The organism is Pirellulales bacterium (assembly GCA_019694455.1).
In the GTDB taxonomy this organism is placed as follows: Bacteria; Planctomycetota; Planctomycetia; order Pirellulales; family JAEUIK01; genus JAIBBY01.
The window spans coordinates 59204-73987 of sequence record JAIBBY010000025.1; the positions used below are offsets into that span (position 1 = coordinate 59204).

The 14784-nt window shown below is 62.9% G+C and carries 10 protein-coding genes; 6 read left to right on the plus strand and 4 right to left on the minus strand.

Going from position 1 to position 14784, the window contains the following annotated elements:
- Positions 1 to 28 precede the first annotated feature (28 nt).
- From K1X71_11955 to K1X71_11965, 3 genes are all read left to right on the plus strand, one after another.
- Entirely contained in the window at positions 29 to 1672 is a 1644-nt protein-coding gene (locus tag K1X71_11955) for a CocE/NonD family hydrolase (GenBank protein MBX7073853.1), read from the plus strand.
- A gap of 148 nt (positions 1673 to 1820) precedes the next feature.
- Entirely contained in the window at positions 1821 to 2177 is a 357-nt protein-coding gene (locus K1X71_11960; GenBank protein ID MBX7073854.1) for a hypothetical protein, read from the plus strand.
- 9 nt (positions 2178 to 2186) lie between these two features.
- Complete coding sequence (locus K1X71_11965) at positions 2187 to 2429, plus strand: hypothetical protein (protein MBX7073855.1); 243 nt, start codon at positions 2187 to 2189, stop codon at positions 2427 to 2429.
- Positions 2430 to 2616: 187 nt separating this feature from the next.
- On the opposite strand, the gene K1X71_11970 is transcribed toward K1X71_11965, so the two are convergent.
- From K1X71_11970 to K1X71_11985, 4 genes are all read right to left on the minus strand, one after another.
- On the minus strand, positions 2617 to 3441 hold the full coding sequence (locus K1X71_11970) for a hypothetical protein (GenBank protein ID MBX7073856.1): 825 nt from the start codon (positions 3439 to 3441) through the stop codon (positions 2617 to 2619).
- 518 nt (positions 3442 to 3959) lie between these two features.
- A complete protein-coding gene (locus K1X71_11975; GenBank protein MBX7073857.1) occupies positions 3960 to 4865 on the minus strand; it encodes a hypothetical protein in 906 nt (301 codons plus the stop codon).
- Positions 4866 to 5473: 608 nt separating this feature from the next.
- The gene (locus tag K1X71_11980) at positions 5474 to 6943 is read right to left on the minus strand and encodes a DUF1501 domain-containing protein (GenBank protein MBX7073858.1); all 1470 of its coding nucleotides are present in this window, start codon (positions 6941 to 6943) and stop codon (positions 5474 to 5476) included.
- A gap of 53 nt (positions 6944 to 6996) precedes the next feature.
- A complete protein-coding gene (locus K1X71_11985; GenBank protein ID MBX7073859.1) occupies positions 6997 to 10149 on the minus strand; it encodes a DUF1553 domain-containing protein in 3153 nt (1050 codons plus the stop codon).
- Between the two features lie 251 nt (positions 10150 to 10400).
- Here K1X71_11985 and K1X71_11990 point away from each other — a divergent pair, with 251 nt between their 5' ends.
- The 3 genes from K1X71_11990 to K1X71_12000 form a co-directional block, all read left to right on the plus strand.
- Complete coding sequence (locus K1X71_11990) at positions 10401 to 11030, plus strand: aquaporin (GenBank protein ID MBX7073860.1); 630 nt, start codon at positions 10401 to 10403, stop codon at positions 11028 to 11030.
- Between the two features lie 219 nt (positions 11031 to 11249).
- Positions 11250 to 14150 carry a DUF1553 domain-containing protein gene (locus tag K1X71_11995; GenBank protein ID MBX7073861.1) on the plus strand — a complete coding sequence of 967 codons (2901 nt, stop codon included), beginning with the start codon at positions 11250 to 11252 and terminating at the stop codon, positions 14148 to 14150.
- Positions 14151 to 14158: 8 nt separating this feature from the next.
- Positions 14159 to 14784, plus strand: a 626-nt coding sequence (locus tag K1X71_12000) for a DUF1501 domain-containing protein (protein ID MBX7073862.1), incomplete at its 3' end; no start/stop codon positions are given.

Genomic DNA, 14784 nt, shown 5'->3' on the forward strand with positions numbered 1-14784 from the left:
CACCCATTGTTCGCCAGGAGCGAATCCGATGCGTACGTCTTTGCGCCACGCGGTCTTGTGTTTTGCCGCGCTGCTGGCCGTTCATGCCACGGCCACGGCCGACGATAAAAAGCCCGCCGTGGCCCGCGGCGCGCAAGAAGAAATGGTCGCCATGCGCGATGGCGTCAAGCTGGCCACCAACATTTATCTGCCCAAGGGCAAAGGCCCCTGGCCGGTCGTGCTCACCCGCACGCCGTACTCCAAAGACGGCATGTTCGGCTCGATGTCGGGCCGCTACACCGGCGCCGATTATGTCTTTGTGATTCAAGACACGCGCGGCCGCTTTCGCTCCGAAGGAGAATATCGCCCCTTCGAAACCGATCGCGACGACGGCTTTGACACCGTCGCCTGGATCGCCAAGCAACCGTGGTGCGATGGCAACATCGGCATGTCGGGCGCCTCGGCGATGGGCATCACCTCGCTGTTGGCCGCCGAGGCCCAACCCCCGGCGCTCAAGGCCGCTTATGTCATCGTCGCCCCCGAGAGCATCTGGAGCGAGGCCAGTTGGATCGGCGGCGTCTTCAAAGAGGCCGACGTCACCGGCTGGCTGAAGAGCCAGAACGCCGAGGACCAGATCGACGAGCGCCGCGCCACTATGCTCGACCTCAAGATGGAGCAGGCGCTCGACATCATCCACAGCCGCGACAAGATTCAAATCCCCATCTATCACCTCGGCGGCTGGTACGACATCTTCTCCACCGGCACGCAAGGCAACTTTGCCTACCTGCACAATCAGGGCGCCCAAGGCGCCAAAGGCCGCCAAAAGCTCATGATGGGCCCCTTTGGGCATGGCAATCTGGCGGGCGACCTGCGCTACAAGGGAGACGGCGGCATCCTCGGCGTCATGCGCGACGAGATTCGCTGGTTCGATCACTATCTCAAAGGTCAGGACAACGGCGTCGATCGCGAGCCGGCGGTCAAGTATTACCAAATGGCCTCGGCCATGAAGAAAGACGCCTCCGACAAAAACGGCTGGCGGACCGCCGACAATTGGCCCCCCAAGTCAACTGCAACGCGCTACTATCTCAGCGAAGCGGGCAGCCTCACCACCACGGCGCCCACCACCGCCGCGTCTTCCACCAAATATGTGCATGACCCCAAAAACCCGGTCCCCACGGTCGGCGGCGCCAACCTCACCCTGCCACTGGGGCCCAAGGACCAGCGCGAAATTGGCGACCGCGCCGACTACTTGCGCTTTACCACCGAGCCCTTGGCCACCGATGTTTCCATTGCCGGGCCGGTGTCGGCCGATCTCTATGTCTCCACCGACGCCCCCGACACCGACTACATGGTCAAGCTCGTCGATGTCTACCCCGATGGCTACGAGGCCATTGTGCTGGACGCTCCCGTCCGCGCGCTATTTCGCGAGGGACGCGCGGCCGACAAGATCAAGCCGATGGAGGCCAACCAGCCGACGCGGATCGAAATCCCGCTCGGCGGCACGGCGCTCACCTTCGAAAAGGGGCATCGCATCGCCGTGCATGTCAGCTCCAGCAACTATCCACGCTTCGAGGTGAACCAAGGCAACGGCGCCTTGCCCAATCAGCCCCCTGGCGAGCCGCGCGCCGCCAACAACGCGGTGTACCACGACGCCGACCACCCTACGGCCATTGTGCTGCCGGTCGTGGAGTAGCAACTACCCTGGCTCGCAGGAGTTTCGGGCAGCGAAGCGCTCTCGTTTCCGAAGCTGCTAGAATTGTAGAATCCACCAGATAGCGGGCCGTTGAGCTCGCCAAAGCTGGCCGAGGTGCGCCGCGGCGCCCGAACCAACTCTGTGAGGCATGAGGATGCGCGATTTACGGATACCCATTCGCATCGTCTTTTATCGTGAAGACAACCGCTGGATGGCGCACTGCCTGGAGTTCGATTTACTCGGCGATGGCACCACGCGCGAGCAGGCCCTCGAGTGCTTGAGCGGCGCGATTGTGGCTCAAATCGCCACATCGATCGAGCACAACAATCCGGCGAACTTGTTCAGCCCGGCGGAAGGCAAATACTTCCAGATGTTCGCCGAAGGCAAGTCGCCGCGCGCCGAGGGCGATCTGTCGTTTCATCTCCAAGTGCCGTCGGCGCCGCACGTCGTCATCGAAGAACCGGAATTTCGCGAGTACGACAATTCAGACTTGGCCTTTGCCTAGCGATCGCCGATGCCGGTTCCCTTGAAAAAACTGCGCAGGATCTTGCGATCCTACGACGTTTGGGAAGACTCCTCCCAGGGGAAGGGAAGCCACACGACATTCTGCCGCCGCATCGGCGGCTCGGTTTTCTCGTATCCGTTGCCGACCCACCGCGCGGAAATCCAAGACTCGTACGTCAAACTGCTGCGCCGGCGATTAAAGTTGCTGCCGGCCGACAACGTGCCAGACGACGAATTCTTTGGTCGGGCGTGACCAGTCCCCCTCTGGTCAATTGGCCGCGCCTGATCAACGCTTGACTTGTGGCTGCTTCCGGTGTGCCAAGGCCGCACAACGCCACCGCTCATCGCCCGTGGCGCCCCGCGCGCCAGAAAGACACGCGGCTAGCGCCTTCTCCCCGGCCCGCGGGGAGAAGACACTAGCGCGCGGAACACCCTGGCCCTTAGCTCTTCTTGCGGCTGCGCCGGTGCGCCACCAGGGCGCTCGCGCCCAATAGCGACCAGATCGCCACGCTCGCCGGCTCCGGCACAATGCTCAGTTGCGAGTTGTCGAACGCCAGCACCGGAAACTGGTTGTAGTCGAACCAGCCATAACGGTTGCCGCCAACCCCGCCGATCAGATCGCTGGGGTCGCTCAGCGTCCAACTATTCACTAGCGAGTTGGAGCTGTCGTAGATGCTCATGTCCACCGCCAGCACGCCGGCGTTGTTGTAAAACGAATGTTCGAACTTGTACCAGCCGGTGTTCGAGATCGCGATGGGCCCCTTCGCCGGGTTCTTTGCGTAAGCGCTTCCCGGTTGGCTGTTGTTGCTTGCGCTGATGACAAAGCGGTCGGTCCCCGCGCCAGGTCCAGTGACGTCAGCGCTGTTGTAGAAACCGCCGTTGAAGATGAAGTCGCGCTTGTGGGTGCCGCCGCTGTTGTTGATCGCCGACGAAAAATCAAAACGCGTGTTGTTTGCTGCGCCGCTGTCTAAATCAAGATAAATGTCGATCGACGTCACATACGGCTGAAACACCGTGGGCACGGCGTTGCCCGCGCCGTAGTTGTAGCCGCCCCAGTTCGTGTACACCGAAGGCGTTCCGTACACAGCGTGGTAATTGCCGGCGGCCGAGGGGATGCCGCTGGTCCCGCTGGGGGTTTGAATCGCGTTCGTCCAGCCGGCGGTGTCGGTCTCAAAGCCATTGAAATACACCACCGCCGCGCGCGACGGCGCCGCCACCAGCAAACAGAGGGAAGCGGCCAGCGCCAAGCGTGCTGTTTTCTTCATCGCACTCTCCTTGGGATGTTGCTCGACCGTGGGTCGCGGCGAGCGAGGGTCGTACGGCCGCGCATGACATAGCGCGGTCGCCGAAGAGGTCCTGCCCATGCGGCGAACGACATCCTTCGCCGTACGGAATGAAGCCTGCCCGTCTACCTAACTAGACGTCGGCCGTGCCCTAAATCGGACGCGCTTTGCCAAAAAAAAGCGGAAACTTCCTGCCCAAAGCTCACGTCCCGCTTTCCAAGCGCTGCGCCAACGCGCTAAGCGCCACGCATGCGGTCGGAGCGCTAAACCAATCCCCCACCACGGAGTGATGCGCGAGTCAGCCATGCGCCCTGCACTGCCGCCGCACAGCGCGCGGCTAGTGCCTTCTCCCCGGCCCGTGGGGAGAAGGTGAAGCGCGCGGAAAAACTCCCCTGGCCCTTAGCTCTTCTTGCGGCTGCGCCGGTGCGCCACCAGGGCGCTGGCGCCCAATAGCGACCAGATCGCCACGCTCGCCGGCTGCAGGTCGGATGATTTACGCCTCATCGGTGGCGGAATCGCACCAATAACACGAATCCGCCGAGCGCCGCGAGCACGAGGGCCGATGGCTCAGGGATGGGCTCGACCTCGAAGTTATAGGTCGTCGCAGCGCTACCAACGAAGCCGATCGTGATATTATCGACATACCCGGCGTATGTGCCCCATCCCGAGCCAATGCCGGAGCTAAGGCCGTAGACGACGCTATTGGCATCCATGTGCAGGCCACCGCCCGAGGGCGTGAAGCCGCCTGCGGACCCCCACACAGAAAGGGATTGCCAGTTGCCTGCGGTATCGAAATTTCCATTGCCAAACCAGACCTGCCACAGATTGGCGGCGGACACGTCGTCGGTATTCCATTGGTCGGTGGGCACCGAATTGTCTGTTTGATAGGCACGCTCGTAGACCAGATAGCCACGATCGTTGGCAGTGCCGAAATTACCGTCGGCATCGACGTAGAGCCGCAGCACAGTGTGTTGCGACGCGGCGCTGGATGAGCTCTTGTACCAGTCGTAAGCCAGACTGTTGATGCCGGCGAGGGTTCCCATCGAAACTAAGCCACCGAGGCCGTTGGTATTGAGGTACTCGAGATCGCTCTTCGAACTAGGGCCGCTCGGGCCTTGCGTGCCGTTGAACCAGGCCGAACCGTTGCCACTGCGTGGATTGTTGGTTCGAATGCCGACGTGACCGTTGTTGCGAACGTTGTTGTATGTCCACCCGCTCGCGCCCAGCGCTGCGCCTGGAGTCGAAGGGGTAGTGTTTGTTCCCGTGGCATTGGTGAAGTCGTCACCCGGCGCGACATTGTTTGCAGGAACCACGACATTGGCAGCATGGACTGGAAGGGAGGCGGCAATTGCCAATGCCGCGCTGAGCACGGCAGGGATGAGCAATCGAGGTTGCGTGACAATCATGGTGTTTGAATCTTTATCGCATAATACAGATCTGAGTATGGTCATTAGCGTTCTCTCTCTTGGTTACGAAAATGTCTGGCTAGGCATTTCATTGATGGTGCGCCCAGGTGCGATTTCCGGTCGCGATTTTGACTCTTCTCATTGCGAAAGGTGAGCTCGTTTCATCGCACTCTCCTTGGGATGTTGCTCGACCGTGGGTCGCGGCGAGCGTGGGTCGTACGGCCGCGCATGACATAGCGCGGTCGCCGAAGAGGTCCTGCCCATGCGGCGAACGACATCCTTCGCCGTACGGAATGAAGCCTGCCCGTCTACCTAACTAGACGTCGGCCGTGCCCTAAATCGGACGCGCTTTGCCAAAAAAAAGAAGAAAATTCCTGCGCAAAGCTCACGTCGCGCTTTCCAGGCGATGCGCCAGCGCGCTGAACGCCGCGCATCCGGTCGGAGCGCTAAACCAATCCCCCGCCACGGAGTGATGCGCGAGTCAGCCATGCGCCATCCGCCAAGTGCCATCCGACCTGACTGGCCGGCGCATAACGGGCATAGCTGACTCCCTCGGCGCCTCCGCGCCTCGGCGGTGAACACAAACGCCGCCCCCTACCACCCGCAGGCTACGCCAACAACTCTTTCACCACCCGCGCCGGCTCCACCCCCGTCAACTTCTGGTCGAGTCCCTGGAACGGGAATGTGAATCGCTCATGCTCAAAGCCCAACAGGTGCAAGAGCGTGGCGTGGAAGTCGCGGATATGCACGCCGTCTTTCACGATGTTGTAAGAGAAGTCGTCGGTCTCGCCGTAGATCGTCCCCCCCTTGATGCCTCCCCCCGCCATCCAGATGGTGAAACAGCGCGGGTGATGATCGCGGCCGTAGTTCTCGTGGCTCAAGCCCCCTTGCGAGTACACCGTGCGCCCGAACTCGCCTCCCCACACGATCAGCGTTTCGTCGAGCAGCCCCCGCTGCTTCAAGTCTTGCACCAGGCCGTAGCATGCCTGATCGACATCGCGACACTGGTCGGGCAGGCGCCCCGCCACGTTCGAGTGCGTGTCCCAGTTGTTGTGATACACCTGCACAAACCGCACTCCGCGCTCCACCAATCGCCGCGCCATCAGTGCCGTGTTGGCAAAGCTGCCCGGCTTCTTCGCCTCTTCGCCATACAGCTTGTAGGTCGTTTCGGTCTCTTGCGACAAGTCGGTCAGCTCCGGCACGCTGGTCTGCATGCGATAGGCCAGTTCGTACTGCTCGATGCGCGTGCGCGTCTCCGGGTCGCCGATCTGTTGATAGGTCAACTCGTTGAGCGCCTTGAGCCCGTCGAGCGTCTTGCGACGCACCGCCGACGACACGCCGTCGGGATTGCTGATGAACAAGATCGGATCGCCCGCCGCGCGAAAGGTGACGCCGGCATGTTCGCCCGGCAAGAAACCGCTCGACCACAAGCGCCCCGAGATCGCCTGCACCTGTTCGGTGTTGGATGGCTTGGCCACCAGCACCACGAAGGTCGGCAGGTCCAGGTTCATCGATCCCAGGCCGTACGACGTCCAAGATCCCAGGCACGGCTTGCCCGTGATCTGGTTGCCGGTCTGAATGTAGCTGATCGCCGGCTCGTGATTGATCGCCTCGGTGTACATGCTGCGCACAAAGCAGAGGTCGTCGACCATCTTCGAGGTGTGCGGCAACAGCTCGCAGGTCCACATCCCGCACTCGCCGTGCTGCGCGAACTTGTACTTGCTCGGCGCCACCGGAAACCGCGATTGCCCGCTGGTCATTGTCGTCAGTCGTTGTCCCATCCGCACCGACTCGGGCAGGTCCTTGTCGTAAAACTCCGCCATCTGCGGTTTGTAGTCATACATATCCTGCTGCGGCGGTCCCCCCACCATATGCAGGTAAATGACATGCTTCGCCTTGCCAGGAAAATGCGCCAGCGAGTTTGGCGCCGCGATCGTCGGCGGCGTGGAGGTGGCTTCGTTGGCAACGATCCGTTTGCCCGCCACACTGGCCAGCGCCGCCCAGCCCAGCGCGTGCGACCCACGCTCAAAGAAGTATCGTCGGGTGATCGCCTGTCCAAATTCTTGCTGTGGATTCATGTGCAACACTTCCCAGCCGGTGGCGCGGACGAAAAAATCGCCCGCCTGGCCATCTACTTTGTCAACACTTCGTCCAGATTCATCAATTCGTTGGCCAGCATCGTCCAGGCGGCCAACTCCACGGGGTCGAGCTTCGCGTCGGCCTTCGATTCGCCCACGGCGATCAACCGCCGCGCCTCGTCGGGCACTTCGGCAAACGACGCCAATAGCGCATCGAGCGATGCGCGCACCACCGGCGCCTCCTCAGCGCGCCACGGCCGCGCCAACAGCCGCCTCGCCAACTGGTCGAGCCGCGCGTCGGTGTCGCTTCCCGCTTCCAGCAGCACGCTCTGCGCCAAGTTCCGCGCCGCCTCCACAAACTGCGTGTCGTTCAAGGTCACCAAGGCCTGTAACGGCGTGTTGGTGCGCTCGCGCCGCACGGTGCAAGTCTCTCGATTGGGCGCGTTGAGCAGTTCCATCTGCGCTGGCGGCGCTGCCCGCTTCCAAAACGTGTACAAACTGCGCCGATACAAGCTGTCGCCGTGATCGTGCTGGTAGTTGCGCGTGTTGCTCACGTCCATCGCCACCGCCTCCCACACCCCTTCCGGCTGGTACGGCTTCACGCTCGGCCCACCGATCTCCTTCACCAGCAGTCCGCTCGTCGCCAGCGCGTAGTCGCGCACCATCTCGGCGTCCATGCGAAAGCGTGGTCCGCGCGACAACAATTCATTGGCGGGATCTTTTTCGATCTTCTCCGGCGTGGTGATGCCCGCTTGTCGATACGTCGCAGACGTCACCAAGAGCTTGAAGAACTTCTTCACGTCCCAGCCCGACTCGCGGAACTCCACCGCCATCCAGTCCAATAGCTTGGGATGCGACGGCAAGTCGCCGGTCACCCCAAAGTCGCCGGCGGTGGTCACCAGACCCGCGCCAAATAGCTGCTGCCAAAAGCGATTCACCGTCACCCTCGCTGTCAGCGGATGCTCCGCCGTCAGCAGCCACTGCGCAAAGCCCAAACGATTGCGCGGCAGATCGGCCGCCATCGGCGGCAGCGCGTCGGGCGTGTCGGCCTTCACCGCGTCGCGCCGCTGATCGTACGCGCCGCGGAACAGCACAAACGCCTCCGCCGCCGCGTCGCGCTCGTGCATCACATGCGCCACGGTGCCCCGCGCCGTGATCTCGTTCTGCTCGGTCTCCAGCTTGGCGACCTGCTGCGATAAGTCGTGGTAACGCGGATCGATCTGCGCGAGCCAAAACTCCAATAGCTCGCTGGTTTCTTCGGGCGTGCGGCTCTCCGCCGGCTTGCGCGCCAGCCACAACGCCCGACTCGATTGCGCCAGGCTCTGCACCACGTCGGCCGTCAGCCCGCGCTGATAGATGCGCAAGTCCTGCATGGCCATGCCGTTGACCGGTTGGCCGTTGTGCCGCTGCCCTAGCTTGAGCGGCACGTCGATGTCGATCGCGTCCTTGAGCGTCTTGGCGATCACCTCGGTCGGCTGTCGCTCGCCGTCGATATAAAGATGCACGCCGCTTGGCTTGCCCGCCCCGTCGTGTGTCAGGCACACATGGTGCCAGCGCCCCGGTTGAAGCGCCTTTTTGGTCACTACCTTGATGGCGTTGTCGGGCCAGGCATTTACCAGATGCGTGCCAATGCGCCCCCCTTCGAGCCACAGATCCCAGCCACGGTAAGCGCGGTTTTCGTCCATCCGCGCCAAGATGGCGCCTTGTTGATTGACGTCGGCAATCTTGACCCAAGCCGCGACCGAAAACGCCTGCTCGCGACCAAAGTTGCCCACCTCGGGCAGCGTCACCGCCCCCGGCTGAATGATTAGCGCCTTGGCCGCCACATGCCCTGCTTCCCAGGCCAAGCCCGCCAGCGGCAACGTTTGATCGACGCCATTCAAACGCATGGCGAGCGAATCGGGCGCCTGCTCATCCAGCATGGAATAAAGCGCCATCCCATCTTCAGGGAGGCGAGAAGAAATCTCAGACAGATTGGCCGCCGCGAGCCAGGCCGCAAAGTCGCTCTGGGCAGATTGGCGCCGCTCGGTCAATTGTCCGCGCTGCGTCTCCAGTAACTTGGCGACCTCGTCCCACCGCGCGCGGTCATGATCTTGCGGCACCTTCACAATCGGCGGTGTGTCTTTGATGTTGCCGTCCATCGCCGCTTGCGTGGTGTTGTTGAAGAACGCCGCCATCTCATAAAACTCGCGCTGCGTGAGCGGGTCGAATTTATGATCGTGGCACACCGCGCAGCCCGCCGTCATCCCCAGCCATACCAGCGAGGTCGTTTCGGTTCGATCGCGGGTGTACAGCACCAGGTACTCTTCCGGAATCGTCCCCCCCTCGTTGGTCGTCATGTTGCAGCGGTTAAAGCCCGAGGCGATCTGCTGTTCCAGCGTGGCGCCCGGCAGCAAGTCGCCCGCCAATTGCTCCACGGTGAACTGATCGAACGGTTGATTGCGATTGAAGGCGTCGATCACCCATTCGCGATACGACCACATCTCGCGGAAGTTGTCGAAGTGAATGCCGTGCGTATCGGCGTAACGCGCCGCATCGAGCCAATAGCGCCCCCGATGCTCGCCCCAGCCGGGCAGCGCCATCAATCGATCGACCAACTTCTCATACGCGTCGGGCGCGGCGTCGTTGACAAACGCCTCCAAGTCCTCCACCGACGGCGGCAAACCGGTCAGGTCGAGCGTCACACGGCGGCACAAGGTGCGCCGGTCGGCCTCCGGCGCCGGGGTCAGGCCCGCCGCTTCGATCCGCGCCAAGATAAACGCGTCGATCGGGTTGCGGATCCAATCGGCCTGTTTCACTTCCGGCAGCGGCGGTCGCTTTGGCGCCACCAGCGACCAGTGCGGCTCGTACACCGCCCCCTCGGCCACCCAGCGCTTGAGCGCCTCGCGCTCCGCCTGGGTCATCTCGGCGTGCGCGTCGGGCGGAGGCATCCGCTCCTCCGGCTCTTCGCTAAAAAGCCGCCGCACCAACTCGCTCTCGTCTACCTTTCCCGGCACGATCGCGCCCGCGGCAATTGCGTCGTCGCGCCGATCGAGCCGCAGGTCCGCCTTGCGCGAAGCCGAATCGGGACCATGGCAGGCAAAGCAGGTTCGCGACAGGATCGGCCGCACATCCCGGTTGTAGGCCAGCGGTTCTTCGCCATTAGCGGGGGCAAAAGACCACACTGCGAGCAGGAGACAAACCAGCGAAGGCGAGCGAAAACTCATTGCGCCAAGTTCCCTGGGGTTGGAGGACAACCCTGCTGCGGCTGGGATGCCGCCGAGCTTTAGGTGGGTATTGTCAGTATACCAGTATATCGGCCCGTTTTTGCAACAGCGGCTGCGCAGATCGGGTGGCGCAGGAGTCCGGCGCCAAACCGCTTGTGATTTGACCAGCCACGTCCTATAAATAGCGGCCAATTGCGCCAAATGGCTTTGGCGGCGACACTTGCAAAAAACACCCACGAAGGGAACTTTTCATGCAAAAGTACCTGATCGAATTCATCGGCACGTTCTTTCTCGTTTTGACAGTCGGCTGCACGGTGCTCAATCCCAACGGCGCCGGCGCCATGGCCCCCCTCGCCATCGGCTCGGCGCTGATGGTCATGATCTTCGCCGGCGGCCACATCTCCGGCGGGCATTACAACCCCGCGGTCACGTTGGCCGTGTTCATGCGCGGCAAGTGCCCGGTGGCTGATGTCGTCCCTTACATGGTCTGCCAGGTGGTGGGCGCCGCCGCGGCGGCCGCTGCCGTGTTGTTTCTCAAGGGCAACCCAACCGTTCCCCCGCTCGAACTCGATGTCGCCAAATCGCTGCTCGCCGAGTTCCTGTTCACCTTTGCCCTCTGCTTCACGGTGCTCAACGTCGCCACCGCCAAGGGAACCAGCGGCAACTCGTTCTACGGGCTGGCCATCGGCTTTGCCGTGGTGATCGGCGCCTACTCGGTTGGCGCCATCTCCGGCGCCGCCTTCAATCCGGCCGTCGCGGTGGGAATCGTTGTCATGGGACTCTTGAAGGTCGCCGATATCTGGATCTATCTGGTCGCCAACTTCGCGGCCGCCGTCCTCGCGGCGATCGTCTTCCGCATCACCAATCCAGACGACAAATAACGGCCGCACACAGCAGCCGCTTCCCTTTCAATTGAATTCGCGCAGCGCCCATGAGCCAATCCTCATGGGCGCTGCTTTGCGCCGACCGGTTCAACTGCGCCAAGATTTGTCATCTGCCGCCGCCTCATGCATACTCAAGGCCTGCGCACGTCACCGGCCTGGGATGGTCGCGCCGCCGTGCCTTGAAGTACCGCCCGAGCATGAGGGGAACGTATCGTCATGCCGCAGGCCGTCAGCGTCGAGTCGCTGGAACGTCACTGTTTAAGTAGATTCCTTCGCTGCGCGCTCTGGGTGTTGTTAGGGAGCTTGTCTCCTCAACTACAGGCCGCGGAAGACGTCCCCGCCGCGGCACCTTCACTCACCTTTGAAGAGCATATTCGCCCCATCCTCAAGGCGCACTGCTGGCAATGCCACGGCGCGGAGGCGGAAATCAAGGCGAACCTCGACGTCCGCCTCCGCCGCACGCTCGCCGCTGGTGGGGACACTGGTCCGGCCCTCACGCCCGGCAATCGCGACGAGAGCCTGCTCTATCAATATCTCGCCAGCGGCGAGATGCCCCCCGGCGACAAAAAGCTTGCCCCCGACCAGATCGAGCAAATCGGCAGGTGGATCGACGCCGGCGCGCCCACCCGCCGGCCCGAGCCAGCATCGGCCGACGGCCTCAGTCAGATCACCGAGGAGGATCGTGAGTTCTGGTCGTATCAGCCACCACTGCCAGTGCCAGTTCCAGAAGTGAGCGATCCCGCCTGGCGCGGCCACCCGATCGATCGATTCCTCGAAGCCCGCCGAGAGTCCGCCGACTTGCACGCCGTGGCGCCTGCGTCTGCCACCGCGCTGGCGCGCCGCTTGTATTTCGACCTGTGGGGATTGCCCCCCACTCCACAGCAATCTGGCGCGCTGGCCGCCGACGCTTCTCCGCGGGCTTATTCGGCGCTAGTCGATCAGTTGCTCGCCTCTCCCCGTTTTGGCGAGCGCTTCGCGCGGCATTGGCTTGATATCGTTCGCTACGGCGAATCGTTCACGCTGCGCGGCCTGATCCTGCGCGACGCCTGGCGCTATCGCGACTACGTCATCGAGAGCTTCAACGCCGATCGCCCCTACGATCAGTTCCTCCGCGAACAAATCGCGGGCGACCTGCTGCCGGCCGTTCGGCTCGAAGACCGTCGCCGCCAACTGGTCGCCACCGCCTTCTGGGCCTTCGGCAACGCCAATCTCGAAGAGCAGGATAAGCGCCAACTCGATATGGACGTGGTCGACGAACAGCTCGATGTCTTCGGCAAGGCGTTGCTCGGTCAGACCATTGGCTGCGCGCGCTGTCACGATCACAAGTTCGATCCCATCCCCACCCGCGACTATTACGCGCTGGCGGGCATCCTCAGCAGCACGCAGCGGCTAGAGCACGCCAACGTGTCGGATTGGGTCGAAGTGCCATTGCCCCTCTCCAGTGACGAAGAAAGCGCGTTCGTCCGGCAGGAGGCCACGCTGGCTGAACTAGCCGCCCGCGTGCAGGCCAAAAAGGTTGAAGTCGATCAACTGGCGCTCGCCGCTGGCGCTTCTGTGGGCGACAGCCTCGCCGCCAGCGCGCTACCCGGCATCGTCATCGACGAGCGCGACGCCAAACAAGTCGGCGCCTGGACCCCGTCGACCAGCGTCAAGCCCTACATCGGCGCGGGCTACCTCCACGATGGCGACCAGGGCAAAGGCGAAAAGACCCTCACCTTCGCGCCGCAGCTTGCCGCCGATGGCCGCTACGAAGTGCGACTGGCCTACTCTCCCGGCGACAATCGCTCCGATCGCGTCCCCGTCACCGTCTTCAGCGCCGACGGCGAAAAGTCCACCTTCATCGATATGCAGCGGCCTCCCCCGATCGAGCGGCGCTTCGTCTCGCTGGGTGAATACCGATTCGAAGCGGCAGGGCAAAGCTTCGTCCTGGTCGCCAACGTCGGCACTCACGGACATGTGACCGCCGACGCCGTGCAGTTCTTACCGCAGAGCGAAGTTTCAACGTCGCCAGCGGCCAAACCAGACGAAGCAGCCAGCGCCGCCTCGCGCCAGCTGGCCCAGCGGCAAAGCGAACTGAAGCTGCTCGAAAAAGAACTTAAGGATCGGCGCGCTGCGGCGCCCCAGCGCCCCACCGCGCTGTCGATCGTTGAGCGCAAGGAGATCGCCGACGCGCCCATCCATTTGCGCGGCTCGGTGCATACGCTCGGCGCTACGGTCCCGCGCGGTTTCTTGCAGGTTGTGGCGCACGCGCCCCTTTCACCGCTGCCGGCCAATCAGAGCGGACGACTGGAACTGGCCAACTGGGTCGCCTCGCGCGACAATCCCCTCACCGCGCGGGTCTTTGTCAATCGCGTCTGGCATTGGCTGTTTGGTCAGGGGCTGGTTCGCACGGTCGATAATTTTGGCACGACGGGCGAACTGCCTTCGCATCCCAAACTGCTCGACCACCTGGCCATCTATTTCGTCGAGCACGACTGGTCGGTCAAACAACTGGTGCGCTACATCGTGCTCAGCAAGAGCTATCAATTATCGACCGCTACTACTGACGCTAACCTAACGGCCGACCCCGAGAATCGCCTTTGCTGGCGCGCCAATCGCAAACGTCTGGAGGCCGAATGTTTGCGCGATGCCATGCTCGCCATTTCGGGCGAACTCGATCTTGCGTCCGGCGGCAATACTCTCCGGCCGAGCGTGGCCAACGACTACGGCTATGTCCACGACGACTCGCGCCGCAGCGTGTATGTGCCGGTGCTCCGCAACTCGCTTCCCGAGTTGTTCGAGGTCTTTGATTTTCCCGATCCCAGCCTCGTCGTTGGCGCCCGGACCACCAGCACCGTGGCGCCGCAGGCCCTCTTTCTCTTGAATCATCCCTTCGTGCGCAAGCGCGCCCAGGCGGCCGCTGTCCGATTGCTTGGCGCCCAACTGGCCGACGACCAGGCGCGGATCGGCCATGCCTTTCAACAATCTCTAGGGCGTGCCGCCAGCGCCGCCGAACTACCCATCGCGCAAGAAACCGTGGCCGCCGCCAGTCAGTCTCCCGCAGTCGCCGAGCGCGCCTGGGCCGATCTTTATCAATTGCTGTTTGCTTCGGTCGAGTTTCGTTACTCCAACTGGTGATCCCGCCAATGCCTGACTCTCCTTGCTGTACTCGGCGCGTGCTGCTCCAAGAGGCCGCCTGCGGCTTTGGCGCGCTCGCCTGGTCGGCCCTTGCCGCGCAATCGAGCGCTGCGCGATCGGCGGCATCGCCCCACGGCGCCCCGCATTTCCCACCGCGCGCCAAGCGCGTCATCTTTCTTTTCATGCAGGGGGGAGTAAGCCAGGTCGATTCGTTCGATCACAAACCGCGTCTGTCCGCTGACGACGGCAAGCAGATGCCGTTCGACGATGCTCGCCAGCGCGCCAACAGCGGCGACGGTCAATCGTCGCATCGCGTGATGAAGTCTCCCTGGAACTTCGCCCGCCATGGCCAATCGGGACGCTGGGTCTCCGATCTGTTTCCACACACGGCCCGGCATATCGACGATCTCTGTCTGCTGCATGGCATGCAGACCGAAGGGGTCGCGCACGGGCCGGCCACGCTCTTTCTGCACTGCGGCGCCACCAACTTCGTGCGCCCCTCCATCGGATCGTGGACCCTCTACGGACTCGAAACCGAAAACGAGAATCTCCCCGGCTTCGTCTCCATTTGCCCCTCGGCCGGCAATGGCGGCCCGCGCAACTACGGCAACGCCTTTCTGCCCGCCGAGTTTCA

Bases quoted from the DNA above. Each gene is read 5' to 3' on its own strand.
- K1X71_11980 (MBX7073858.1), bottom strand. From the start codon at position 6,943: ATGAATCCACAGCAAGAATTTGGACAGGCGATCACCCGACGATACTTC.
- K1X71_11975 (MBX7073857.1), bottom strand. From the start codon at position 4,865: ATGATTGTCACGCAACCTCGATTGCTCATCCCTGCCGTGCTCAGCGCG.
- K1X71_11970 (MBX7073856.1), bottom strand. From the start codon at position 3,441: ATGAAGAAAACAGCACGCTTGGCGCTGGCCGCTTCCCTCTGTTTGCTG.
- K1X71_11955 (MBX7073853.1), top strand. From the start codon at position 29: ATGCGTACGTCTTTGCGCCACGCGGTCTTGTGTTTTGCCGCGCTGCTG.
- K1X71_11965 (MBX7073855.1), top strand. From the start codon at position 2,187: ATGCCGGTTCCCTTGAAAAAACTGCGCAGGATCTTGCGATCCTACGAC.
- K1X71_11960 (MBX7073854.1), top strand. From the start codon at position 1,821: ATGAGGATGCGCGATTTACGGATACCCATTCGCATCGTCTTTTATCGT.
- K1X71_11990 (MBX7073860.1), top strand. From the start codon at position 10,401: ATGCAAAAGTACCTGATCGAATTCATCGGCACGTTCTTTCTCGTTTTG.
- K1X71_11985 (MBX7073859.1), bottom strand. From the start codon at position 10,149: ATGAGTTTTCGCTCGCCTTCGCTGGTTTGTCTCCTGCTCGCAGTGTGG.
- K1X71_11995 (MBX7073861.1), top strand. From the start codon at position 11,250: ATGCCGCAGGCCGTCAGCGTCGAGTCGCTGGAACGTCACTGTTTAAGT.